Here is a 17,949-nt window from a genome sequence, read left to right as displayed (position 1 = left end):
TTACCAGTGCCACAGTTCAGCCACGTGACCGGACGCCCGAATAACAGCATTTTTCGGGCATACTAAATTGTCAAGGATTTTCACTTTGATGGTGAAAAAGGCGATAAAAAAAAGTTTATGTACTATTTGTTACGGGAAAAAACGCCGCCAATAAGGAACACTAATGCGAGTGCTCCGGCTGCAAGAGACCAGGGAAGAGGTGACTTTGCAGTTGTAGGAACTGGCGTAACAAAGGAAGTCATATCAGCAGGAGGAAGAAGGGTCGGATCCAGCGCATAAGCCTGTGCAAATGCGCGTACCGCTTCGTCAACTTTACCAAGGTGCCGGAGCGCATCACCTTTGTTATACCAGGCAATGGAATGCGTCGTGGTCATATTACCTTCCGAGGCCAGGGCAACATCTGCGGCAATAATTGCTTCATCGTATCGTCCGATCACGGTAAGGATTCCCGCACGGTTGGCCTGAATAACAGGAGTTAAGGAAGTTACATTGAGCGCGAGTGCCTGATCTGCTGCCTGCAATGCTTCCTGGTAATTTCCCTCATTGGCAAGGTCCACACTTTTTGAGTAAAGCGCACCTGCGGACTGGAGTTCTGCTGACTGGCTTTCTGCGGAAGATTCTGCTGCATTCACCAGACCAGAAACCGCGAGCAGGAGTATGATACATACTGAAACCAAACGAAAATTCATGACTATCTACCTTCATTATTCTTTGATATCGGATATGATAAAAATAGCAGAGAGCCCGGTCATTGATCGCGCCGGACCATTACCACGAATCCCGCAATCCCTACACCGAGCAGTGCAATCCAGCCCGGCAGGGGAGCATATGTTGTCTTTTTCGGGACGGGAGATGAGGTCGGTATTGCTGGAGAAGTCGCAGTAACCAGTGTTGCTGCGGGTGAGATGGTCGCTTCAGGTACTGTTGCCGCAACGGTGACTGAAGTTGTCGGTACCACCAATGGCTCTGCTGCAAGGAACGTAACCGTTGCCGATGATGTCGTCTTTCCTTCAGCAGCCGGATAACTCTCCTGCATACGGTTGAGATTCTGGGTTATGGTGAATGTATAGGTACCGGGGGGGTAAACCGGATCGCCCTGGATGTTCCGGGCTGCATGATCCCAGGCATTCCCGTTTTTCCAGAGATAGGGCGTGGACGAGATATAAGGGGTGCTTTCGAAAGGCAGGATAACGGTATCTGCCTTACCATAACTTCCGGTATAGATAGTGGGAATATTCCGCCCCAGGGGATCGGTCAGTTTTGCGGTAAAAAAACTATCGGAGGGGTTTGAGTTGGGACGGTTAAGGTAATTCAGTGCCGGGTAGAGATTTGTGTCTATGCGGTAGGTGATATTTGTCGCGCGGGGAATTGACTGTCCCGTGACATCCATGTTCTGATCCAGATCCCAGACTTTGATAGTCATCTGGGGATCGCGAACATCAAGCACGGGATAATGGGGCATCTTATCCACACAATACCAGGTACCGGTATACCCGGTAAATAGTTCCGGGCTGATATTGAAGTGATAAATTTTTTCAGAAGCGGTATTAAGCTCAAAGAGAGTCACCGTTTTTGCAGGGGAATCATCCATGCTGCTTCCGTTCTGCAGCCAGGCGATCGTTCGGCAACCGTTCAGTGCGGAAGATATATCCACGTCATTTTCACCGATGAAGACCGGCGCACCAGCCGCAATTTTATTCAGACTTGCAGCAGCGGGGGCAACAAGCAGAACCAGGACACAAAAAATGATCAAAAGATTTTTTCCTTGCATGAGAGTAATTTCAAAACCATTATGATAAACATTATGACATTCATAAAAAGATAGAATCGTTTTCCCCATGCATGAAAATGAGTATAACCATAAAAAATACAATACATCACCATAACATTACCAGCAGAAGAGAGGACACCCATGGAGGAGAGCCACACCATCTGGATAGAAAAATACCGCCCGTCCCGACTCGCCGATATCGTCGGCCAGGATGAGATCGTGGAACGGTTGTCATCATACGTAAAGAGCGGCAATCTCCCCCACCTCCTGTTCACGGGAAGTGCCGGTGTGGGTAAAACCACTGCGGCAGTCACACTGGCCCGGGAATTTTTCAAGGATTCCTGGCAGATGAACTTCCGCGAGATGAACGCTTCTGATGAGCGCGGGATCGATGTGGTGCGCAACCAGATCAAGCAGTTTGCCCGCACCACGCCGCTCGGGGATGCTACATTCAAGATCCTGTTCCTCGACGAAGCCGATGCCCTGACCACCGATGCGCAGTCTGCCCTGAGAAGGACGATGGAAACCTATGCCCAGACCTGCCGGTTCATCCTCTCGTGCAACTATTCCTCAAAGATCATTGATCCCATCCAGAGCAGGTGTGCCATTTACCGGTTCAAACCGCTGGGCGCAGATGCGGTAAAAGAGGAAGTCCGGAGAATTGCCGGCAAGGAAGGACTCAGTATCACTTCCGGGGCAATGGATGCGATCGTGTACATTGCCCAGGGCGATATGCGCAAAGCAATCAACGCGCTTCAGGGCGGGGCAATCATCAGCGCTACAATCGATGAGAAGATGATCTATGCGATCACCTCCACCGCGCGTCCGGATGAGATCAATGAACTGCTGGATCTTTCCCTTAACAGCGACTTTGACGCTGCCGAATCGGTTCTTCACCAGCTGCTGCACGATCGCGGTATCGCCCCCAACGAATTGATCAACCAGTGTTACCGGGCACTGGTCAAACGGGATATGAACCGGAACTTAAAAGTACAGTTGATAGACCATATCGGCGAAACAGATTTCCGGATTTCTGAAGGTGCGAACAGCGATATTCAGTTAGAGGCGCTCATTGCACGGTTTGTGCTCACCGCCCAGAAGAACCAGTGAGGCTGTGGATGGACAAAACACCAGATCTCCAGGAATCGGACCGGACCGGGGACTGGAGCCGGCTGCTCAAAACCCGGTATAAAAAAGAACTCGGCGAGATCTCGCGGGAATATCCCCATAAGCGCTCGCTCTATATCGATTACCGCGAGGTTGAGCGGTTCGGCAAAGCCGGTATCGCGATGGCCGACGAGCTTCTCGAAAATCCCGGGAAAGTTTTAGAAGATGTCGGGGAAGCGATAAAAAGCGGCCAGCTCATCCGGATAAAGGACGGCAAAGAGCCCAAAGGCATCAACATCCGTTTCACCAATCTCCCGAAAAAAATCGCTATCCGGAACATCAGGTCGGATGATATCAATACGTTTGTCTCAGCAGAAGGTATCCTGCGGAAAACGACCGAAGTCCGCCCGCGCGTGGTTGAAGCCGTTTTCAAATGCCCTGCAGGCCATTTCACGGTCAGGAAACAGAAGTACGGGAAATTCATCGAACCCGACGGGTGTGCTACCGATGGGTGTACGTTCAAGAAACTCGAACTGCTGCCCAAACGTTCGAAGTTTGTTGACTCGCAGAAACTCAGGATCCAGGAATCCCCTGAAGGGCTCAGGGGGGGCGAACAACCGCAGACCCTGGACATCGATGTGACCGATGATCTCTCGGGAAAGGTCTCCCCGGGAGACCGGGTCATCATCAACGGCATCCTCCGCTCAATGCAGCGGGTAGTCAAAGGCGAGAAAAGTACCGTCTTTGATATATTTCTGGAATGCAATTCCATCGAGATCGCTGAGAAAGAGTTCGAGGAAGTCGAGATCAGCGAGGAAGCGGAAAACGAAATTCTCGCCCTGAGCAAAGACCCGATGATCTACCGGATGATCACGCACTCCGTTGCCCCCACCATCTATGGCAGCGAAGATGTGAAACAGGCAATTGTCCTGCAGCTATTCGGAGGGATTGCTAAAGAGATGCCCGACGGGAGCCGGCTCAGGGGAGATATCCATGTCCTGCTAATCGGAGATCCCGGTATCGCAAAAAGTCAGCTGCTCAGGTATGTGGTAAAGCTCTCTCCCCGTGCCATCTATACGAGCGGCCAGTCCTCAACCTCTGCCGGGCTGACAGCAGCAGCAGTCAAGGATGAATTTGGCGAAGGGCGATGGACCCTTGAAGCAGGAGCGCTTGTCCTTGCCGACATGGGTGTGGCCGCAGTCGATGAGATGGACAAGATGAGCAAGGATGATCGCTCCGCCCTGCATGAAGCCATGGAGCAGCAGACGGTCAGCATTGCAAAGGCGGGCATAACGGCGACACTCAAGACACGCTGTGCACTCCTCGGTGCGGCAAACCCGAAATATGGGCGATTCGATATGTTTGGCGATATCGCCGACCAGATCAATATGCCCCCGTCCCTGCTTTCGCGGTTTGACCTGATCTTTATCATGACCGATCAGCCCGAACAGAAGCGGGACCTTGCCATTGCTGAACACATCATCAAAACACACAGCGTCGGGGAACTGATCGCCCAGCATAAGAAATCCCCCATTCCCGGCGTCACCCAGGAGTATATTCTCCAGCAGCTCAAGCCGGTGATGCCGGATGTTGACCCCACCCTGTTCAGGAAATATATCGCCTATGCCAAACGCACCTGTTTTCCTATGCTCTCCCCTGAGGCAAAGGAAGCACTTATCGGGTACTATCTCCGTCTCAGGGGACTTGCCGAACCCAACAAAGCAGTCCCGGTAACGGCACGACAACTCGAAGCCCTGGTCCGGCTTGCCGAGGCCAGTGCCCGTATCCGGCTCTCGAACACCATCGAGATTGGCGATGCAGAACGGGTCGTCCATATCGTTGACGCCTGCCTGCGACAGGTTGCCTACGATGCAAAGACCGGTACATTCGATATTGACAAAGTCACTACGGGCATTTCCAAAGAGAAGAGGGATATTGTCCGGGTAATCAAGGATGCGATCCGTGACATCGGTGGGGAAGGCCGGCGCGCCCCCATCGATCAGGTGATTGAGGCAGTTTCATCCAAAGGATTCAGCCGGGACAAAGTAAGAGATGGCATTGACATGCTCCTGCGCCATGGTGAGGCAATGGAACCTAAGGCGGGGATCATCCAGTTAATCTGAGGTAGATTATGAAAACTGACAGGGAACAAGCCGTCTTTGAGGCCGGTATTAAGCTGGGAGCACTGTACCACCAGTGGGTAGGCACGCCCATTTCACGGAATTCTGCAGCATCAGTTGAACGTGCAATAGAACAGGCAGTAATACTCCAGCCGTTTGTCGAAGAGATCACCGTTCGGCTGAACCGGGACCTGATGACAGAAAATGCGTTTGGGTACAGTGAATTGTCCGGGCTGATGTATGATGTGGAGATCATCACCCGCGTCGGGTTTACCTACTGCCGCGCCCGACTTGCTGCCGAAAACGGGTACCCACTCATGAAAATTATGGAGTGCAATGAAATCACCGGCATTTCCCATCACTGACGATCATATCCATTTTGATCCGGTCAATGGGCGCGGCATAGAAGCCGCTAAAGATTTTCTCAGGGCCGGAGGGACCCATATCTTTCTGGTCTCAAAACCGTCCTGGTCCCTTTCCGTACACCCCACCTGCGGTGCCGATTACCAGAAAGTCTTTGATGAAACCTTGCGGGTTGCAGAGATGGTAAAGGGGATTGGGCTTGGAGTCCATACGATCCTTGGAGTTCACCCGGCAGAGATCAGCCGGCTTACCGAACGCATGAGCCTGGAACAGGCAGTTACCGTCATGAAAGGCGGACTTGACTGCGCTGCCCGGTATGTGCAGGAAGGAAAAGCGGTTGCTCTCAAGAGCGGGAGACCGCACTATGAGGTACACCCGGACATCCTTGCTGCATCCAATGAAGTGCTGGCGCACGCGCTCGATCTCGCTGCTGAATGCAAATGCGCACTCCAGATCCATGCGGAAACCGGACCCTGCGCTGATGTCGTGGAGATGGCACAACGCTCAAAGGTGCCCGTGGAGCGGGTGGTAAAACACTACGGCTCCCCGGATACGCCCCTTCACCCATCACTCATTGCAAAGCACGAGGCAATATCCCAGCTGGCACGCGAGAAACGACCGTTTACCATGGAGAGTGATTACATGGATGAAAATTCACGCCCGGGTGCCGTGATAGGCCCCAAATCTGTGCCCCGGTACACGAATAAGCTGCTCAAAAGCGGCCTGATTACTGAGGATGACTGTTTCCGGATACATGCCGAAACAATAGAGAAAGTGTATGGGGTTGTAATCACGGTAGGATAATTATCCTGCTTACCTTTTTCATACCACCACCCCAATGAATATACAATGTTTATAAAAATTCATCATTCGCCGGGAGTGGCGGATGTGGTTGCGGTCTGCGACCGTGAGCTTCTCAACACGAGTATCAGCGATGATAAGCTCACCGTGAGAGTCCATGATTCATTCTATGGCACGACTCAGGTTAGCCAGGAAGAAGTGCGATCTGCACTGGAAAAAGCGGGAAATATCAATCTTATGGGTGAGCGTGCGGTTTCTGTAGCGATCTCTCTGGGGCTTATCACCCGTTCAGAATGTATCATGATCGGAAACGTGCCGCACGCACAAATATACAAGGTTTAACTATGAGTATTCAGGATCGATTCTGCCCGAAATGTGGCAAGCCAACGGAAAATGACGGGCTTTGCAGTGACTGCCTGGTGGGAAGCACCAAATGGTTTACCTGCGACCCGCGTGCCTTGAGCACGCACTGCCCGAGCTGCGGTGCTATCAAAGTAGGAAACACCTGGACGGATTCTTCCAAGGAGCGGTCTGATCTTGCACCGGACCTGGCGAAATCTGCCGTGCACCTGCACCCGGATGTAAAAAATGCAACCATTGATGTTTCGATTGTCGATATCAGCCAGAACCGGTCGCGGGCATCTCTTGTAATCAAGGGACAGTTATACAAGAAATTTGTAGAAGACTCCTGCAAGGTCGAACTCGTCTGGCATAAAGAGCAGTGTGACCGGTGCAACCGGATCAGCGGCAGTTACTATGAAGGAGTCGTTCAGGTACGCGCGGACGGCAGGATTCCCAGCACGTACGAGATGCAGATGACCATGAGCATCGCCCAGCAGGTGGAAGATAATCTCCAGTCTGGCGGTGAACGACTTTCCTTCATATCGGATATGAACGAAATTCACGACGGCATTGACATCATCCTTGGATCCCAGCATATCGGCGTCCTGATCTGCAAGGCACTTATCGCCCAGTTAGGAGGAAGATACACCACCCATCCAAAACTGGTCGGGGAAAAGAACGGGCGCCAGCTCTTCCGGATCACCTACTCCATGCGGTTTCCCCGGTTCCAGAAATACGATGTAATACTGTCCAAAGGCAAGTATGCCGAGGTGGAGCGCGTGGAATCCAATCATATCCGGGTGATGGACCTTGCCGAGGGTAATTTCCATGCAATAAAAGACGATGATGTGGAGCGTCTCATAGGCAATTCCCGGGATTCCCGACAGGCACTCGTGGTCTTTTCCGATAAGGACGTGATCGGGATTCTCGATCCGGCCACAAACCATACCCGTGAATTCAAGAAACTCGCGTGGATGTGTGCCCGACCGGGGGACCATCTCAATATTCTCTACGATGGGGAGCAGATCGTAGTCGTCAGGTAAGGAATGCGCGTCAGAGCGGTGCCAAGGGAAAAGGTACAATCGATCCAGGGTGAGGACTGGATCGACCGGAGCCGGAGTCCCTACGCTGAGGGCGATACAATCTGGGTGCCGGTCAAAGACGATGCCGCATCCGACCGGGAGATTCCAGAAAAACAACGATATTGCGGAAGAGGATTTTTCATGATCGGTGAAATTGCCGTGATTCATGGAGAGAGACCCACTCATCCGGAGGTTGAAGAGATCGTTGGGTTCCGCCACCCACAAGGCGTACTCTGGATCGAATCGCTCAATGAGGTGACCCGAACACCATCTACTGAAGTGCTCTGGGGAGAGGTCGGAGATGTCCGGCACAAGGAGAACGGGTATAGCTTTTTTTTAGATCCCCGCAAAGTGATGTTTTCGCAGGGAAACCGACCCGAAAAACTGCGCATGGCAGCACTGGTGCAGAAGAGCAACCAGCGTGAACGGGTGGCTGACATGTTCGCAGGCATCGGTTATTTCACCCTACCTGTTGCAGGGAGCGGGGCACTCGTCCATGCAATGGAGATCAATCCGGTGGCATTCGATTACTTAAAACGGAATGTCATCGCAAACGAGTTATCCGATCTTGTGACGGCATCCGTTGGCGATTGCCGGGATCTCCTCTCGGGAACCTATACGCGTATCATCATGGGACATTTCGATGCAATTACTATGCTGCCATCTGCCTTGCAGTATGCTGAAGCAGGAAGCACCATCCATGTCCACAGTATCGGAAGCGTGGAAGAGCAGATCCGAACACATTGTGAGAGCGCAGGTTTTTCTCCCACCATATGTGTACATAAAGTGAAGAAATACCGGCCGCATGCCTGGCATGTGGTGCAGGACGTGACCCTCGCATGACCCTTGTACAAACCCTTGCCGGAAAGCAGATCATTGTTGCCGTTACCGGCAGTATTGCTGCGGTAGAAACGGTAAAACTCATCCATGCCCTGCGACGGCGCGGCGCAATGGTCCAGCCGGTGATGAGTCCCGCGGCAACCGGTATCATCCACCCGGACGCACTCACTTACGCCAGCGGACGCGAGACCATCCAGCGAATATCCGGTATGGTAGAACACGTGCAGTATTGCGGGGACGAGGGAAGTGCGGACCTGCTGCTCATCGCCCCGTGCACGGCAAACACGCTGGGAAAAATTGCTGCCGGAATCGACGACACTACAGTAACAACCTTTGCAACAACGGCGATTGGCAGTAAAAAACCGGTAGTGATCGTTCCTGCCATGCATCACAGCATGTACCGTCACCCGGCAGTTGTGGAAAATATTGCGCGCCTGCAGCTCTGGGGAATTGAGTGTGCGGAACCCAGGATTGAAGAAGGAAAGGCAAAAATTGCTGATACCGAAGAGATTGTCCTCCGGTGCGAACGGGCAATCCTGCCAAAACCACTCAAAGGAAAACGGGTATTGATCACCAGCGGCCCCTGCCGGGAACCGGTAGACGATGTCCGCGTGCTGACAACCCGGTCGAGCGGACGCATGGGCAGGGCGCTTGCGCTCCAGGCATACCGTCTTGGAGCGGACGTGACGGTTGTGCACCGGGATACGTTTCCCTGCGTAAACAATATGCACATCGAAACTGCCGAAGAGATGCGCATTGCAGTTCACGATTGCTTTGCCGGCAAAGGGGCTGATCTATACATCAGCGCAGCTGCGATCTCTGACTTTGCACCCCGGAAAATCGAGGGTAAAATTCCCAGCGGGAAACCAGCAAACCTGGATCTTGCACCACTCCCCAAACTGCTGAACGAAGTGATAACAAAATATTCACCAAAGATCATTGCCTTCAAACTGGGAAGGGACCAGGAAAAAATGGGGAAGGAAATGATTGCAAAGGGGGATATCGCTATGGTGCTGGTGAATGGACCGGAAACCATGGACAGCGAACAGGGCGAGTATACTCTCCTGATGCAGGGCCATACATCCAGAGTAAGCGGAACGAAAGAGGAGATCGCAGCCGCCATCTGGGAAAAAATGTTGCAGTAACACCCTCGATTAAATTATCTCATGTAACAGGTCTGCAACAACTAGGAAAATTTCTCGCAATCTCCAGCGGATTGCGAATTTTTAGGGATCATTTCCGATAGATTTCCAGCATTTCCTGACAGGATTCATTAATGAGGGAAAAACACCCAACAATTTCACAGATCTAAGGAGGGCTTCCCATCAGACCAAACAGTGTTTCAGCATTCTGCCCGGGCCATATATCCGGCTATTTCAAAAAGATAAGCGGGAGCACATCGTTAACTACGGGGAGTATTGGAGCGGGAATTGTCATCACGGAAGGGGTGACCGCAACGGTCATGCCTGCAGATAGCCCGTCAGTTGTTATCATGCACCGGGCAGTGAATGGTACAACCACGATAATTGCACGTGAATCACCTCTTATGACTTCAGTCATGGAACGATTGGGAGTGACTGCATCCATAACAACGGAATGCCGTCTGCCGATTGGTGCAGGATTCGGCCTTTCTGCCGCAGCACTGCTTGCTTCCGCCACAGCCTTAAACCGCCTCTTCAGTCTCGGGCTGACCCCATGGGACATTGCCCGCCATTCTCATGAGATTGAGGTAGAACACAGGACCGGGCTTGGCGATGTGGCAGCAGCCCAGGGTGGCGGGCGTGTCATCCGTCACGGCCCGGGGATCGATGCGAAGATTGAACGGAATTTTGATCTTCCGGAATCCTTGTATTCCATAAGTTTTGGACCGATTCATACGCCAACCGTTCTTGGCTCTCCATCACAGATGGAACAGGTATCATCAGCTTTTCCTTCAGTAGTTCCCCATGATACAGGTGAATTTTTTACAGCGTCCAGACAATTCGCAGAGCAAAGCGGATTGATAACAGACCAGGTAAAAAAAGTATTCAACATTTGTGAACACGAGAATATTCCTGTAGGCATGACCATGCTCGGAAACGGTGTTTTTGCTTATGGAAAGAAAGCACGCCACGTACTCTCCGCTTTTGGCGAAGTCTACGAGTTCCGGGTATCTCCCACCGGCCCAGAAATAACAGGTGAAGAAATATGATTCCTGAGGATCATCCGCGATATCACTCACTGGTTACCCGTGAAAAACTTGCCTGTTGCGCCCGTACCGGTATTGTTTCATGGGAAGGGCTTACCGCCCATGGAAGAGGTGAGGCATTCGATTACCTGATTGGTGAACGGACAACGGAGAGTGCCCGGCTTGCCGAGCGAATTGCCGCAGCAATGCTCATCTCCGCACGCCACCCGGTTATATCGGTGAATGGCAATACTGCCGCCCTGGCCGGAGAACAGATAGCGGCGCTCCAGAAAGCGAGTGGGGCGATGGTTGAAGTAAACCTGTTCCACAGGACAGAAGAACGGGTAAAACAGATCGAAGATCTGCTCCGCGAGACAGGATCCGATGTTTTTTCCGGAGATGCGGAGCGGTTACTCCCGCTCTCCCATGACCGTGCGTGGTGCAGGCGTGAAGGGATGTATTCTGCTGATGTCGTGCTGGTTCCCCTTGAAGACGGGGACCGGTGCGAGGCACTTGTGGAAATGGGAAAAACAGTCATTGCAATCGATCTGAACCCACTCTCCCGAACGGCCCGGTCGGCAACCCTGACGATAGTTGATGAACTCACCCGGGCGCTTCCCCGGATTACGAGTGCCTGTAAAGCAATATCCGGACCTGAATGCCAGCACCTCATAAAGTCAGTTGACAATCATTATCTTTTGTCAGAAGCAATACGTGAGATAACATTGAGGCTTGGCCATGCTATGGATTGAACGATACCGCCCGAAAGAATTTTCAGACATTCTTGGGCAGGCGCCTTCAATCCGGGTTCTCTCATCCTTTGCCGAGAAACGAACCCTGCCCCACCTGATCCTCACCGGCCCCCATGGTACCGGAAAGAGTGTTGCGGTCGAGTGTTTCGCGCGTGCACTGTACAAAGAGAATTGGGAACTTAATACTTCAATATTCCAGACAGCCGATCTTTTTTCCCAGGGGAAAGCATTGCTTGAACAGGATGAACGTTATTCCCATCTCTACCAGAAAAACCAGTCTTTAATCAATAATTTCAAATATATTATCAAATGGTATGCATCCCTGCGCCCTTTGGATACCGAGTTCAAGCTGATGGTTTTTGAGGATGCACATACCCTGACCCTTGATGCCCAGCAGGCGTTAAGAAGGATTATGGAGCGTTCGAGCGGTACCTGTCGTTTTATATTTACGACAACAAACCAGAGTTCGATTATTCCCGCAATCGCCTCCCGCTGCCTTCCGCTGTTCTTCGCCCCGGTTGATCAGGACACCCTGCTACAATTCCTTCTCCGGATAAAGGAGATCGAACAAACCGGCAAACAGGGTTGCTCGGACGATGATCTCGATCTGATTGTCCAGTCTGCCCGTGGCGATATGCGGCGGGCAATCCTGTTGCTGCAGGCGGCTCTTGAAACAGGAAAATGCCACAGTCTCTTTGAGATCGATCAATCAGAGACCGCAAATGTGTCAGGTTCTGCGATAAAAGCAATAAAAGACGGGGATATCCGTGGGGCGGTCAGAAGGTTCGAATCACTGATGATCGATTACGGGTTATCCGGCAGTGAAGTGCTCGAACAGATCCGGATCATCACCAGAAGGGAGTACAATCACCCGGAAATTGCCATTGCACTTGCAGATGCCGAATTGCGGATGCAACACAGCAACAACGAATTTGTCCAGATCGGGGCATTTACCACTAAAGTCCATACGGTGTTTTCATGAGCGCAACCAGACACGACAAAATCCAGCTCCATTATGATTCCATCGCCGATGTGTATGATCATCATTACGATCATCACCGGGGAAGGAGATATCACACCCATATCAGCAGCCAGCTCATGCGTCCCCTGCCCCGCGGCGGAAGACTTCTCGACATCGGGTGTGGAACCGGACTGTTTGTAGAAAAATTCATTAAAAACGGGGGAACTGCTGTCGGCCTTGATATCAGCGGAAAAATGATCTCGCGGGCACACCACCGGTGTCCCACCAGCGAATTTATTCTCGGCACCGGAGAGAAGATCCCCTTTTGTGACGATTCATTCGAGGCCGTTGCCAGTCTTCTCGCATTCAGTTATGTCAAAGATCCGCAGGCAATGCTCAGCGAATCCCTCCGGGTATTAAAACCGGGAGGAACCATTTCCATCTGCACCTTAGGAAAAAAACTCCTCACCCGGGGAATCCCGGCAATCTATCAAATCGGGGAGATGATGAAGATCAAGCATGTCGTGATGAAGAATTTCGGGGAGCATTATTATGACAAGAACGAGATGACCGCTCTCTTCACCGAGGCAGGATTTTCAGATGTCGAGGTGTCATGGTGCTCCTTTGCCCATATCGATATGATCGATCCACTGTTCAATTTCGCCCAGAAAGTTGAACCATTCGTTGAGAAACGGGTTCCTCAACTGGCGTATAACATTTGTGTGAGTGGCAGGAAACCACAGTAATAAAAATATTATTTTTTCTGGAGTTTCTGAAGAACGCGTTCTTTTTTCTGTATGGCAGCTTCAGCAGCATGCAATACCCCTTCCTTCATTGCCTCAAAATCTCGCGTATCGGTGTCAGCAACCTTTTTCACCGGCGTATACGCAGACTCCCTGAACCTCGGGTTGAAATCGCATTCCTTTCCATCCATGAGAAGAACCGATTCCGGCCTGCCCGCTTCAACATACCCGACCTTATGCATCCGGACGCCCGCGGTTTTTACTACCCGGCAGATCTCATCGGCGGCATCCGGGGGAGCAACAATGAGAAGCGCATCGAGAGATACACCGAGGTAGTCGATCTCCAGTTTCTCAAGCATTGCCCGGACATGCGGCTCAACGAGCGTTGTTGTTGCGGATTCATCGATTATTATACGGCAATTCGCCGTCTCTGCCATCTCGAAAACATCACCCCGCAGACCCCCATTCGTCACATCGGTCATAGCATGAATGCGGGGAAAAATTTTATTTTTCATCAGGGTTTCGCAGGCCATGAGGAAGTTGAGATTGATGGTGTGTTCCACGACATCCGGAAATCCCGAGTATATCGCTGCAGTCGCAATAGTTCCCCCACCGGCTCCCTCAGACATGAGAAGCACGTCACCGGCTTCTGTTGCTTTGCGGGCAGTGAGATGTTCGGCAACACCAACGGCACCAACACAGCCGGTCAGGCGACTCCCCAATACCATATCCCCGCCAATACGCAATGTTGAACCCGTAACAAGGGGGACATTCATTGCTTCGCCCACGGTGGTAATTCCCGCAGTATAGTCAAAAATCTTCGCAACGTCACCGTCATCGGCGACATGGATATCGGAAAAGAGCATAACGGGTTTTGCTCCCATCACATAGGCATCGCGGAGCGTTGCCCGGGTTACATGAAAGCCTGCAAGGAACGGGTAATCGGAAAGGCGGGAGTGCATGCCATCAACGGTACAGACAATATATTTTCCTTCGGCACAAACGGCACCTGCATCATCCATCTCATCGACACCAACAGAAGCCGATGTTTTCCCGATGATACGGGCAATCTGGCGGTGGGCAAAAAAATCTCCCTGCCCTCTTGACCCGACCCCGAACTCTCCCATCTTTACCTGGGCGGGCTCGAACTCAAAAAAGTCACCGTGTAATCCAAGCGTATTGTTGACTTCTTCAATCACCGCGCGGGAAAAGGCATCGGCATAGGATTTCCTGACATTTTTTATTTCAAGGATACGATCGGTAAGATTCTTTTGTAAGGTTTCCCGATCCGCACCATCAGTAATATTTCTGCGGACATACTCCTCAACATCCATACACTTCTGTTCGTGCGAGAGACATAAAAAAGCGGAGTATACGTGACAACAGCCCTGCCGGATTACCGGAGAAGGATCCCATACACATCCGAAAAGCACCGGAGAGCGTCATCGAATTTCCCGCTTTTCAACAATGAAAGACCCTTGACTACCCCGGTCCGGACATCTTTTGCATCAAGATAGTACGCTTTATCAAATGCACGGGCTGAATCATCCAGTTTGCCGAGCATAAAGCAGGAATTGCTCATCACGACCCATGCATCAGCAATGGTTGGATCGATCTCAAGTGCTTTCTCAAGGCATCGTATCGCATCTTCATGCCGGGACAACATGCTGAGCGACAGGCCTTTCCGGTAGAGGGCTTTGGCATTCCCGGGATCGATTGCCAGGGCATGATCGAGGACTTCGATCGCTTCAAGGTATTGTTTGAGGTTGATGAGGGCCATGCCTTTTTTCACAAGAGCGGACAGGAAAAACGGATAAATTTTCAGGGCGCGATCATAGCAGATGATCTCTTCTTCATACCATTTCATTTTTCCAAAGGCAAATCCTTTGTTCACCCATGCCGAAAGGTAACGGGGCCTGAGTTCAATGGCACGATCGCAGCAATGGATCTCGGCTTCAAACCTGCCAAGCATCCCCAGGGCTACACCTTTGTTATTCCATGCCGCGGCATTCTCCGGATCGATCGCAAGTGCCTGATCACAGCAGGTGATCTTTTCCTGGAACCGGTCCAGCATACCGTAAGCAAATGCCTTGTTGTTCCATGCATCAACACACCGGGAATCCAAAACGATCGCTTTATCGCAGCACTCGATCTCTTCTTCATACCGGCCCAGCTTCCCCAGCGCAAAACCCCTGCCAACCCATGCAAGCGCAAGGGTCGGGTCAACTGCAAGAGCAAGAGAGAACGAAGCGAGCGCATCCGAGTGTCGTCCTTCACGTCCAAGTGCAAGACCTTCAAGGTAGAATTCCCGGCCTTTTTGCCGTGAATCGATCGTCTCGGAAACTTCGGGCTGAACAGACATTTAAGGGCAATCCATAAAGGAGACATTTATCCAGTGAGAATGCTTAGTGCCGTGAATATTTATGCTCACGGTTTTTCCTCATACCGACGCGATTCAGTGTGTTTTTGCTTCATTGTATTTACTGAAGCATAATATCATTAGCCATATCAGAAAGATTTCAATAAAAATATAATCTTATATCTTTTATTTCTGGTATTGTCATTATTTGCAGAGAATACTGATGCAACCTCTCCGGTTATTGGCGGGATCCTTACTATAGCGATAACGATTAGCCTTGCAGCGCTCGTTATCCTTCTCTTTCATATCCCTGATTTTACCTTACAGGATTCTCCTGTACCAGCGATTTTCAAAATCACCGGGGTAACTCACGGCACCAATTTTGAAAGTACCATGATAGTAAAAAATACCGACGCGATGGGGTATAAAAACAAGAACCTTTACGCAAAAACCTACAAAAATGGCATTCCGTTGGGTTCAGTCATTTCAACAATGAACGGGCACGATTTTATCAGTTCACACCATATTGGTGTCCAGTATATCAAAGGAATGACGGGACAAACATGGAATGCGGGTCAGGCTATAAGCATCAATTATAAGGATAAAACATTTCATCCGGATGAAGAGATCACATTCGAAGTATATGATAATTCAACCGATCAGATCATCTCACGCCACAAGTATACAGCGTAATAATAAAAAAAGAATGAAGATTATTGACCTCAATCATCAAGCCGCTTGAAGACACCTTTTTTTGCCTTGAGGATTTTGCATTCGGGACATCGCCATGAATCCGGTACATCCTTCCAGGGGGTTCCGCAGGGAATACCGTTTTTCGGGTCTCCCTTTACCGGGTCAAAAATATAATGGCATTCAAGGCATACCCAGCGCTCACCTTTTTCATCCTGTGTCAAATCTGCTCAACTCCCAGTAATTGTTTCTGCTATTCTCTTTTTTTGTGGATATTAATGAATACTTTCCTTCAGGCAATCTGTAGTATTAGTTAGAGAGATGGTTTCCCATTCGATAGTTTACCAGATGGCGCGAACAAAGCCGGGCGACACGAAGAGGTTCGGGAATCTTTCCTTCCAGGGTGAAATCTTTGCATAGTTGCTCAGCATCATTCTGGGATAAACCCCAGGCACGCAGGAAAATGGTCTGGTGCGTGTGAATTTTTACGGGTACGCGTTCACCCAGTTTCCGGTATGCAGTGATTCTCTCTTCATCATCGGGAAAATGATACCTGATATCTGCTTCCAGTCCATCCGAGTCTTCGTACGTGACACAGATCACCGGAATGCCGGTATCAAGTGCAATGCGGGCAGGATCGATCACATTGAACCACGCAATAACACAACCGGAGAGCATAATGACATTGATGTCACTCCGGTCAAGATCCTTAACCATGCCAAGGATACGGTCTGTAGCATCCATTCCCCCCACAGTTACATTACCAAACGCAAAGCCATCGATCCGGAGATCCTTTCGCATCACTACACCGGCCAGTGTGGAACAGGTACGGCCGGAAAAACTTTCTGCAATGCCCAATGCGCGCAACCCTTTTTTCGGGATGTGCATAGAAGCACTTATGCCACCGTATTAAAAATACTATACCAATGAAGTTCAACAAAGATGAGGTCTGCATTTTAATTCCCACCTTGAACGAAGGCCCGACAATCGGTAATCTCGTGCGGGAGTTCACGGCACTCGGGTATACCCATATCCTCGTTGCTGATGGTAAGAGCTCGGACAATACCGTAAAAAGCGCCCGGGAAGCCGGCGCAACGGTCCGCACACAATCCGGTAAGGGAAAAGGAAATGCGATCATCGAGGCATTTGAGGTCATAGAGCAGCCCTATATCCTCATGCTTGACGGTGATGGCACCTACTCTGCAAAAGATGCAGAGAAGATGCTCACCCCCTTGTTCCTGGGATTTGATCAGGTGATCGGGGATCGCCTCATCAATGCTGAAGAAGGTTCATTTTCCCATCTCAATCTCTTCGGCAACCACATGCTCAACCTTCTCTTCAAGGTTGCCCACAGCCGGGACCTGCACGATATTCTCTCCGGGTACAGGGCATTTACCAAACTTGCCATCCAGCAGATGCACTTAAAAGAGAAAGGGTTCGAGATCGAGACCGAGATCTCTGTTGAATCGGTCAGAAACGGCCAGCGGGTCATGGTTGTGCCGATTAAATATTCCCACCGCCCGGGAACCGCCACCAAACTCTCCCCATTCCACGATGGCATCAAGATTGTCAGCACCATCTACCGGCTTGCGCGGGTAAACAACCCGATGTTCTATTTCGGCATGATGGGGGTCTTTACGTCCATCCTGGGTTTACTCATCGGCGTCTTTGTGGTTCTCGAATGGATGCACAACATCGAACACATTCCGCTCACTATCCTTACCGTGCTTCTGATCGTGGTGGGTATTGAGATCTTCATGTTTGGGATGATCAGCGATATGCTGCTGGTCTTCCACCGCGAGATCATCCGGGAGATACAGATCCTGCAATCCCCGAAATATCCCAAGTAAT

General features: G+C 50.9%; 20 protein-coding genes. 14 read left to right on the top strand and 6 right to left on the bottom strand.

The genetic code is table 11. The features are described from left to right. Positions 1 to 122: 122 nt before the first annotated feature. Both CVV30_03330 and CVV30_03325 read right to left on the bottom strand, forming a co-directional pair. Positions 123 to 689 carry a hypothetical protein gene (locus CVV30_03330; protein ID PKL70403.1) on the bottom strand — a complete coding sequence of 189 codons (567 nt, stop codon included), beginning with the start codon at positions 687 to 689 and terminating at the stop codon, positions 123 to 125. 59 nt (positions 690 to 748) lie between these two features. Next, complete coding sequence (locus CVV30_03325; GenBank protein ID PKL70402.1) at positions 749 to 1,840, bottom strand: hypothetical protein; 1,092 nt, start codon at positions 1,838 to 1,840, stop codon at positions 749 to 751. Positions 1,841 to 1,912: 72 nt separating this feature from the next. Between CVV30_03325 and CVV30_03320 the strand changes: the two genes are divergently transcribed. The 12 genes from CVV30_03320 (at position 1,913) to CVV30_03265 (ending at position 13,052) form a co-directional block, all read left to right on the top strand. Next, positions 1,913 to 2,881, top strand: coding sequence for a replication factor C small subunit (locus CVV30_03320; GenBank protein PKL70401.1), 969 nt, complete (start codon positions 1,913 to 1,915; stop codon positions 2,879 to 2,881). Between the two features lie 8 nt (positions 2,882 to 2,889). Further along, positions 2,890 to 5,001, top strand: coding sequence for an AAA family ATPase (locus CVV30_03315; protein PKL70400.1), 2,112 nt, complete (start codon positions 2,890 to 2,892; stop codon positions 4,999 to 5,001). An 8-nt stretch (positions 5,002 to 5,009) separates the two neighbouring features. Then, positions 5,010 to 5,363 carry a hypothetical protein gene (locus CVV30_03310; GenBank protein ID PKL70399.1) on the top strand — a complete coding sequence of 118 codons (354 nt, stop codon included), beginning with the start codon at positions 5,010 to 5,012 and terminating at the stop codon, positions 5,361 to 5,363. Further along, positions 5,335 to 6,165, top strand: coding sequence for a hydrolase TatD (locus CVV30_03305; GenBank protein PKL70398.1), 831 nt, complete (start codon positions 5,335 to 5,337; stop codon positions 6,163 to 6,165). Before CVV30_03310 ends, CVV30_03305 begins: the two co-directional genes overlap by 29 nt. A gap of 45 nt (positions 6,166 to 6,210) precedes the next feature. Next, complete coding sequence (locus CVV30_03300) at positions 6,211 to 6,504, top strand: DUF424 domain-containing protein (protein PKL70397.1); 294 nt, start codon at positions 6,211 to 6,213, stop codon at positions 6,502 to 6,504. 2 nt (positions 6,505 to 6,506) lie between these two features. Further along, positions 6,507 to 7,547 (top strand): NMD protein affecting ribosome stability and mRNA decay, encoded by a 1,041-nt coding sequence (locus tag CVV30_03295; protein ID PKL70396.1) that lies wholly within the window; start codon positions 6,507 to 6,509, stop codon positions 7,545 to 7,547. Positions 7,548 to 7,550: 3 nt separating this feature from the next. Continuing rightward, on the top strand, positions 7,551 to 8,429 hold the full coding sequence (locus CVV30_03290) for an SAM-dependent methyltransferase (protein PKL70395.1): 879 nt from the start codon (positions 7,551 to 7,553) through the stop codon (positions 8,427 to 8,429). Next, on the top strand, positions 8,426 to 9,571 hold the full coding sequence (coaBC, locus tag CVV30_03285; protein PKL70394.1) for a bifunctional phosphopantothenoylcysteine decarboxylase/phosphopantothenate--cysteine ligase CoaBC: 1,146 nt from the start codon (positions 8,426 to 8,428) through the stop codon (positions 9,569 to 9,571). The genes CVV30_03290 and coaBC overlap by 4 nt, the downstream gene beginning before the upstream one ends. Before the next feature lie 179 nt (positions 9,572 to 9,750). Further along, positions 9,751 to 10,617, top strand: coding sequence for a GHMP kinase (locus CVV30_03280; protein ID PKL70393.1), 867 nt, complete (start codon positions 9,751 to 9,753; stop codon positions 10,615 to 10,617). After that, positions 10,614 to 11,345 (top strand): phosphopantothenate/pantothenate synthetase, encoded by a 732-nt coding sequence (locus CVV30_03275; GenBank protein PKL70392.1) that lies wholly within the window; start codon positions 10,614 to 10,616, stop codon positions 11,343 to 11,345. Before CVV30_03280 ends, CVV30_03275 begins: the two co-directional genes overlap by 4 nt. Continuing rightward, positions 11,332 to 12,327, top strand: coding sequence for a replication protein C (locus CVV30_03270; GenBank protein ID PKL70391.1), 996 nt, complete (start codon positions 11,332 to 11,334; stop codon positions 12,325 to 12,327). The genes CVV30_03275 and CVV30_03270 overlap by 14 nt, the downstream gene beginning before the upstream one ends. Beyond that, positions 12,324 to 13,052 (top strand): ubiquinone biosynthesis protein UbiE, encoded by a 729-nt coding sequence (locus CVV30_03265; GenBank protein ID PKL70390.1) that lies wholly within the window; start codon positions 12,324 to 12,326, stop codon positions 13,050 to 13,052. The genes CVV30_03270 and CVV30_03265 overlap by 4 nt, the downstream gene beginning before the upstream one ends. Positions 13,053 to 13,060: 8 nt before the next feature. Here CVV30_03265 and CVV30_03260 read toward each other — a convergent pair whose 3' ends face one another. Continuing rightward, on the bottom strand, positions 13,061 to 14,383 hold the full coding sequence (locus CVV30_03260) for a hypothetical protein (protein PKL70389.1): 1,323 nt from the start codon (positions 14,381 to 14,383) through the stop codon (positions 13,061 to 13,063). A gap of 62 nt (positions 14,384 to 14,445) precedes the next feature. Beyond that, complete coding sequence (locus tag CVV30_03255) at positions 14,446 to 15,411, bottom strand: hypothetical protein (protein ID PKL70388.1); 966 nt, start codon at positions 15,409 to 15,411, stop codon at positions 14,446 to 14,448. A gap of 195 nt (positions 15,412 to 15,606) precedes the next feature. Between CVV30_03255 and CVV30_03250 the strand changes: the two genes are divergently transcribed. Beyond that, positions 15,607 to 16,101: a hypothetical protein gene (locus CVV30_03250; protein ID PKL70387.1), complete on the top strand. Its 495-nt coding sequence runs from the start codon at positions 15,607 to 15,609 to the stop codon at positions 16,099 to 16,101. 29 nt (positions 16,102 to 16,130) lie between these two features. Here the strand turns inward: CVV30_03250 and CVV30_03245 are convergent, their stop codons facing one another. Together CVV30_03245 and CVV30_03240 are read right to left on the bottom strand one after the other, a co-directional pair. Next, on the bottom strand, positions 16,131 to 16,322 hold the full coding sequence (locus CVV30_03245) for a rubredoxin (GenBank protein PKL70386.1): 192 nt from the start codon (positions 16,320 to 16,322) through the stop codon (positions 16,131 to 16,133). 85 nt (positions 16,323 to 16,407) lie between these two features. Continuing rightward, a complete protein-coding gene (locus tag CVV30_03240) occupies positions 16,408 to 16,986 on the bottom strand; it encodes a DUF99 domain-containing protein (protein PKL70385.1) in 579 nt (192 codons plus the stop codon). A 38-nt stretch (positions 16,987 to 17,024) separates the two neighbouring features. Between CVV30_03240 and CVV30_03235 the strand changes: the two genes are divergently transcribed. Beyond that, entirely contained in the window at positions 17,025 to 17,948 is a 924-nt protein-coding gene (locus tag CVV30_03235) for a TIGR04182 family glycosyltransferase (protein ID PKL70384.1), read from the top strand. The last annotated feature ends 1 nt before the right edge of the window (position 17,949 follow it).

Source organism: Methanomicrobiales archaeon HGW-Methanomicrobiales-1, assembly GCA_002839675.1.
GTDB lineage: Archaea > Halobacteriota > Methanomicrobia > Methanomicrobiales > Methanospirillaceae > Methanoregula.
The sequence above is the reverse complement of the archived record's forward strand: the minus strand, read 5'-3'. Positions and strand labels throughout refer to the sequence as shown.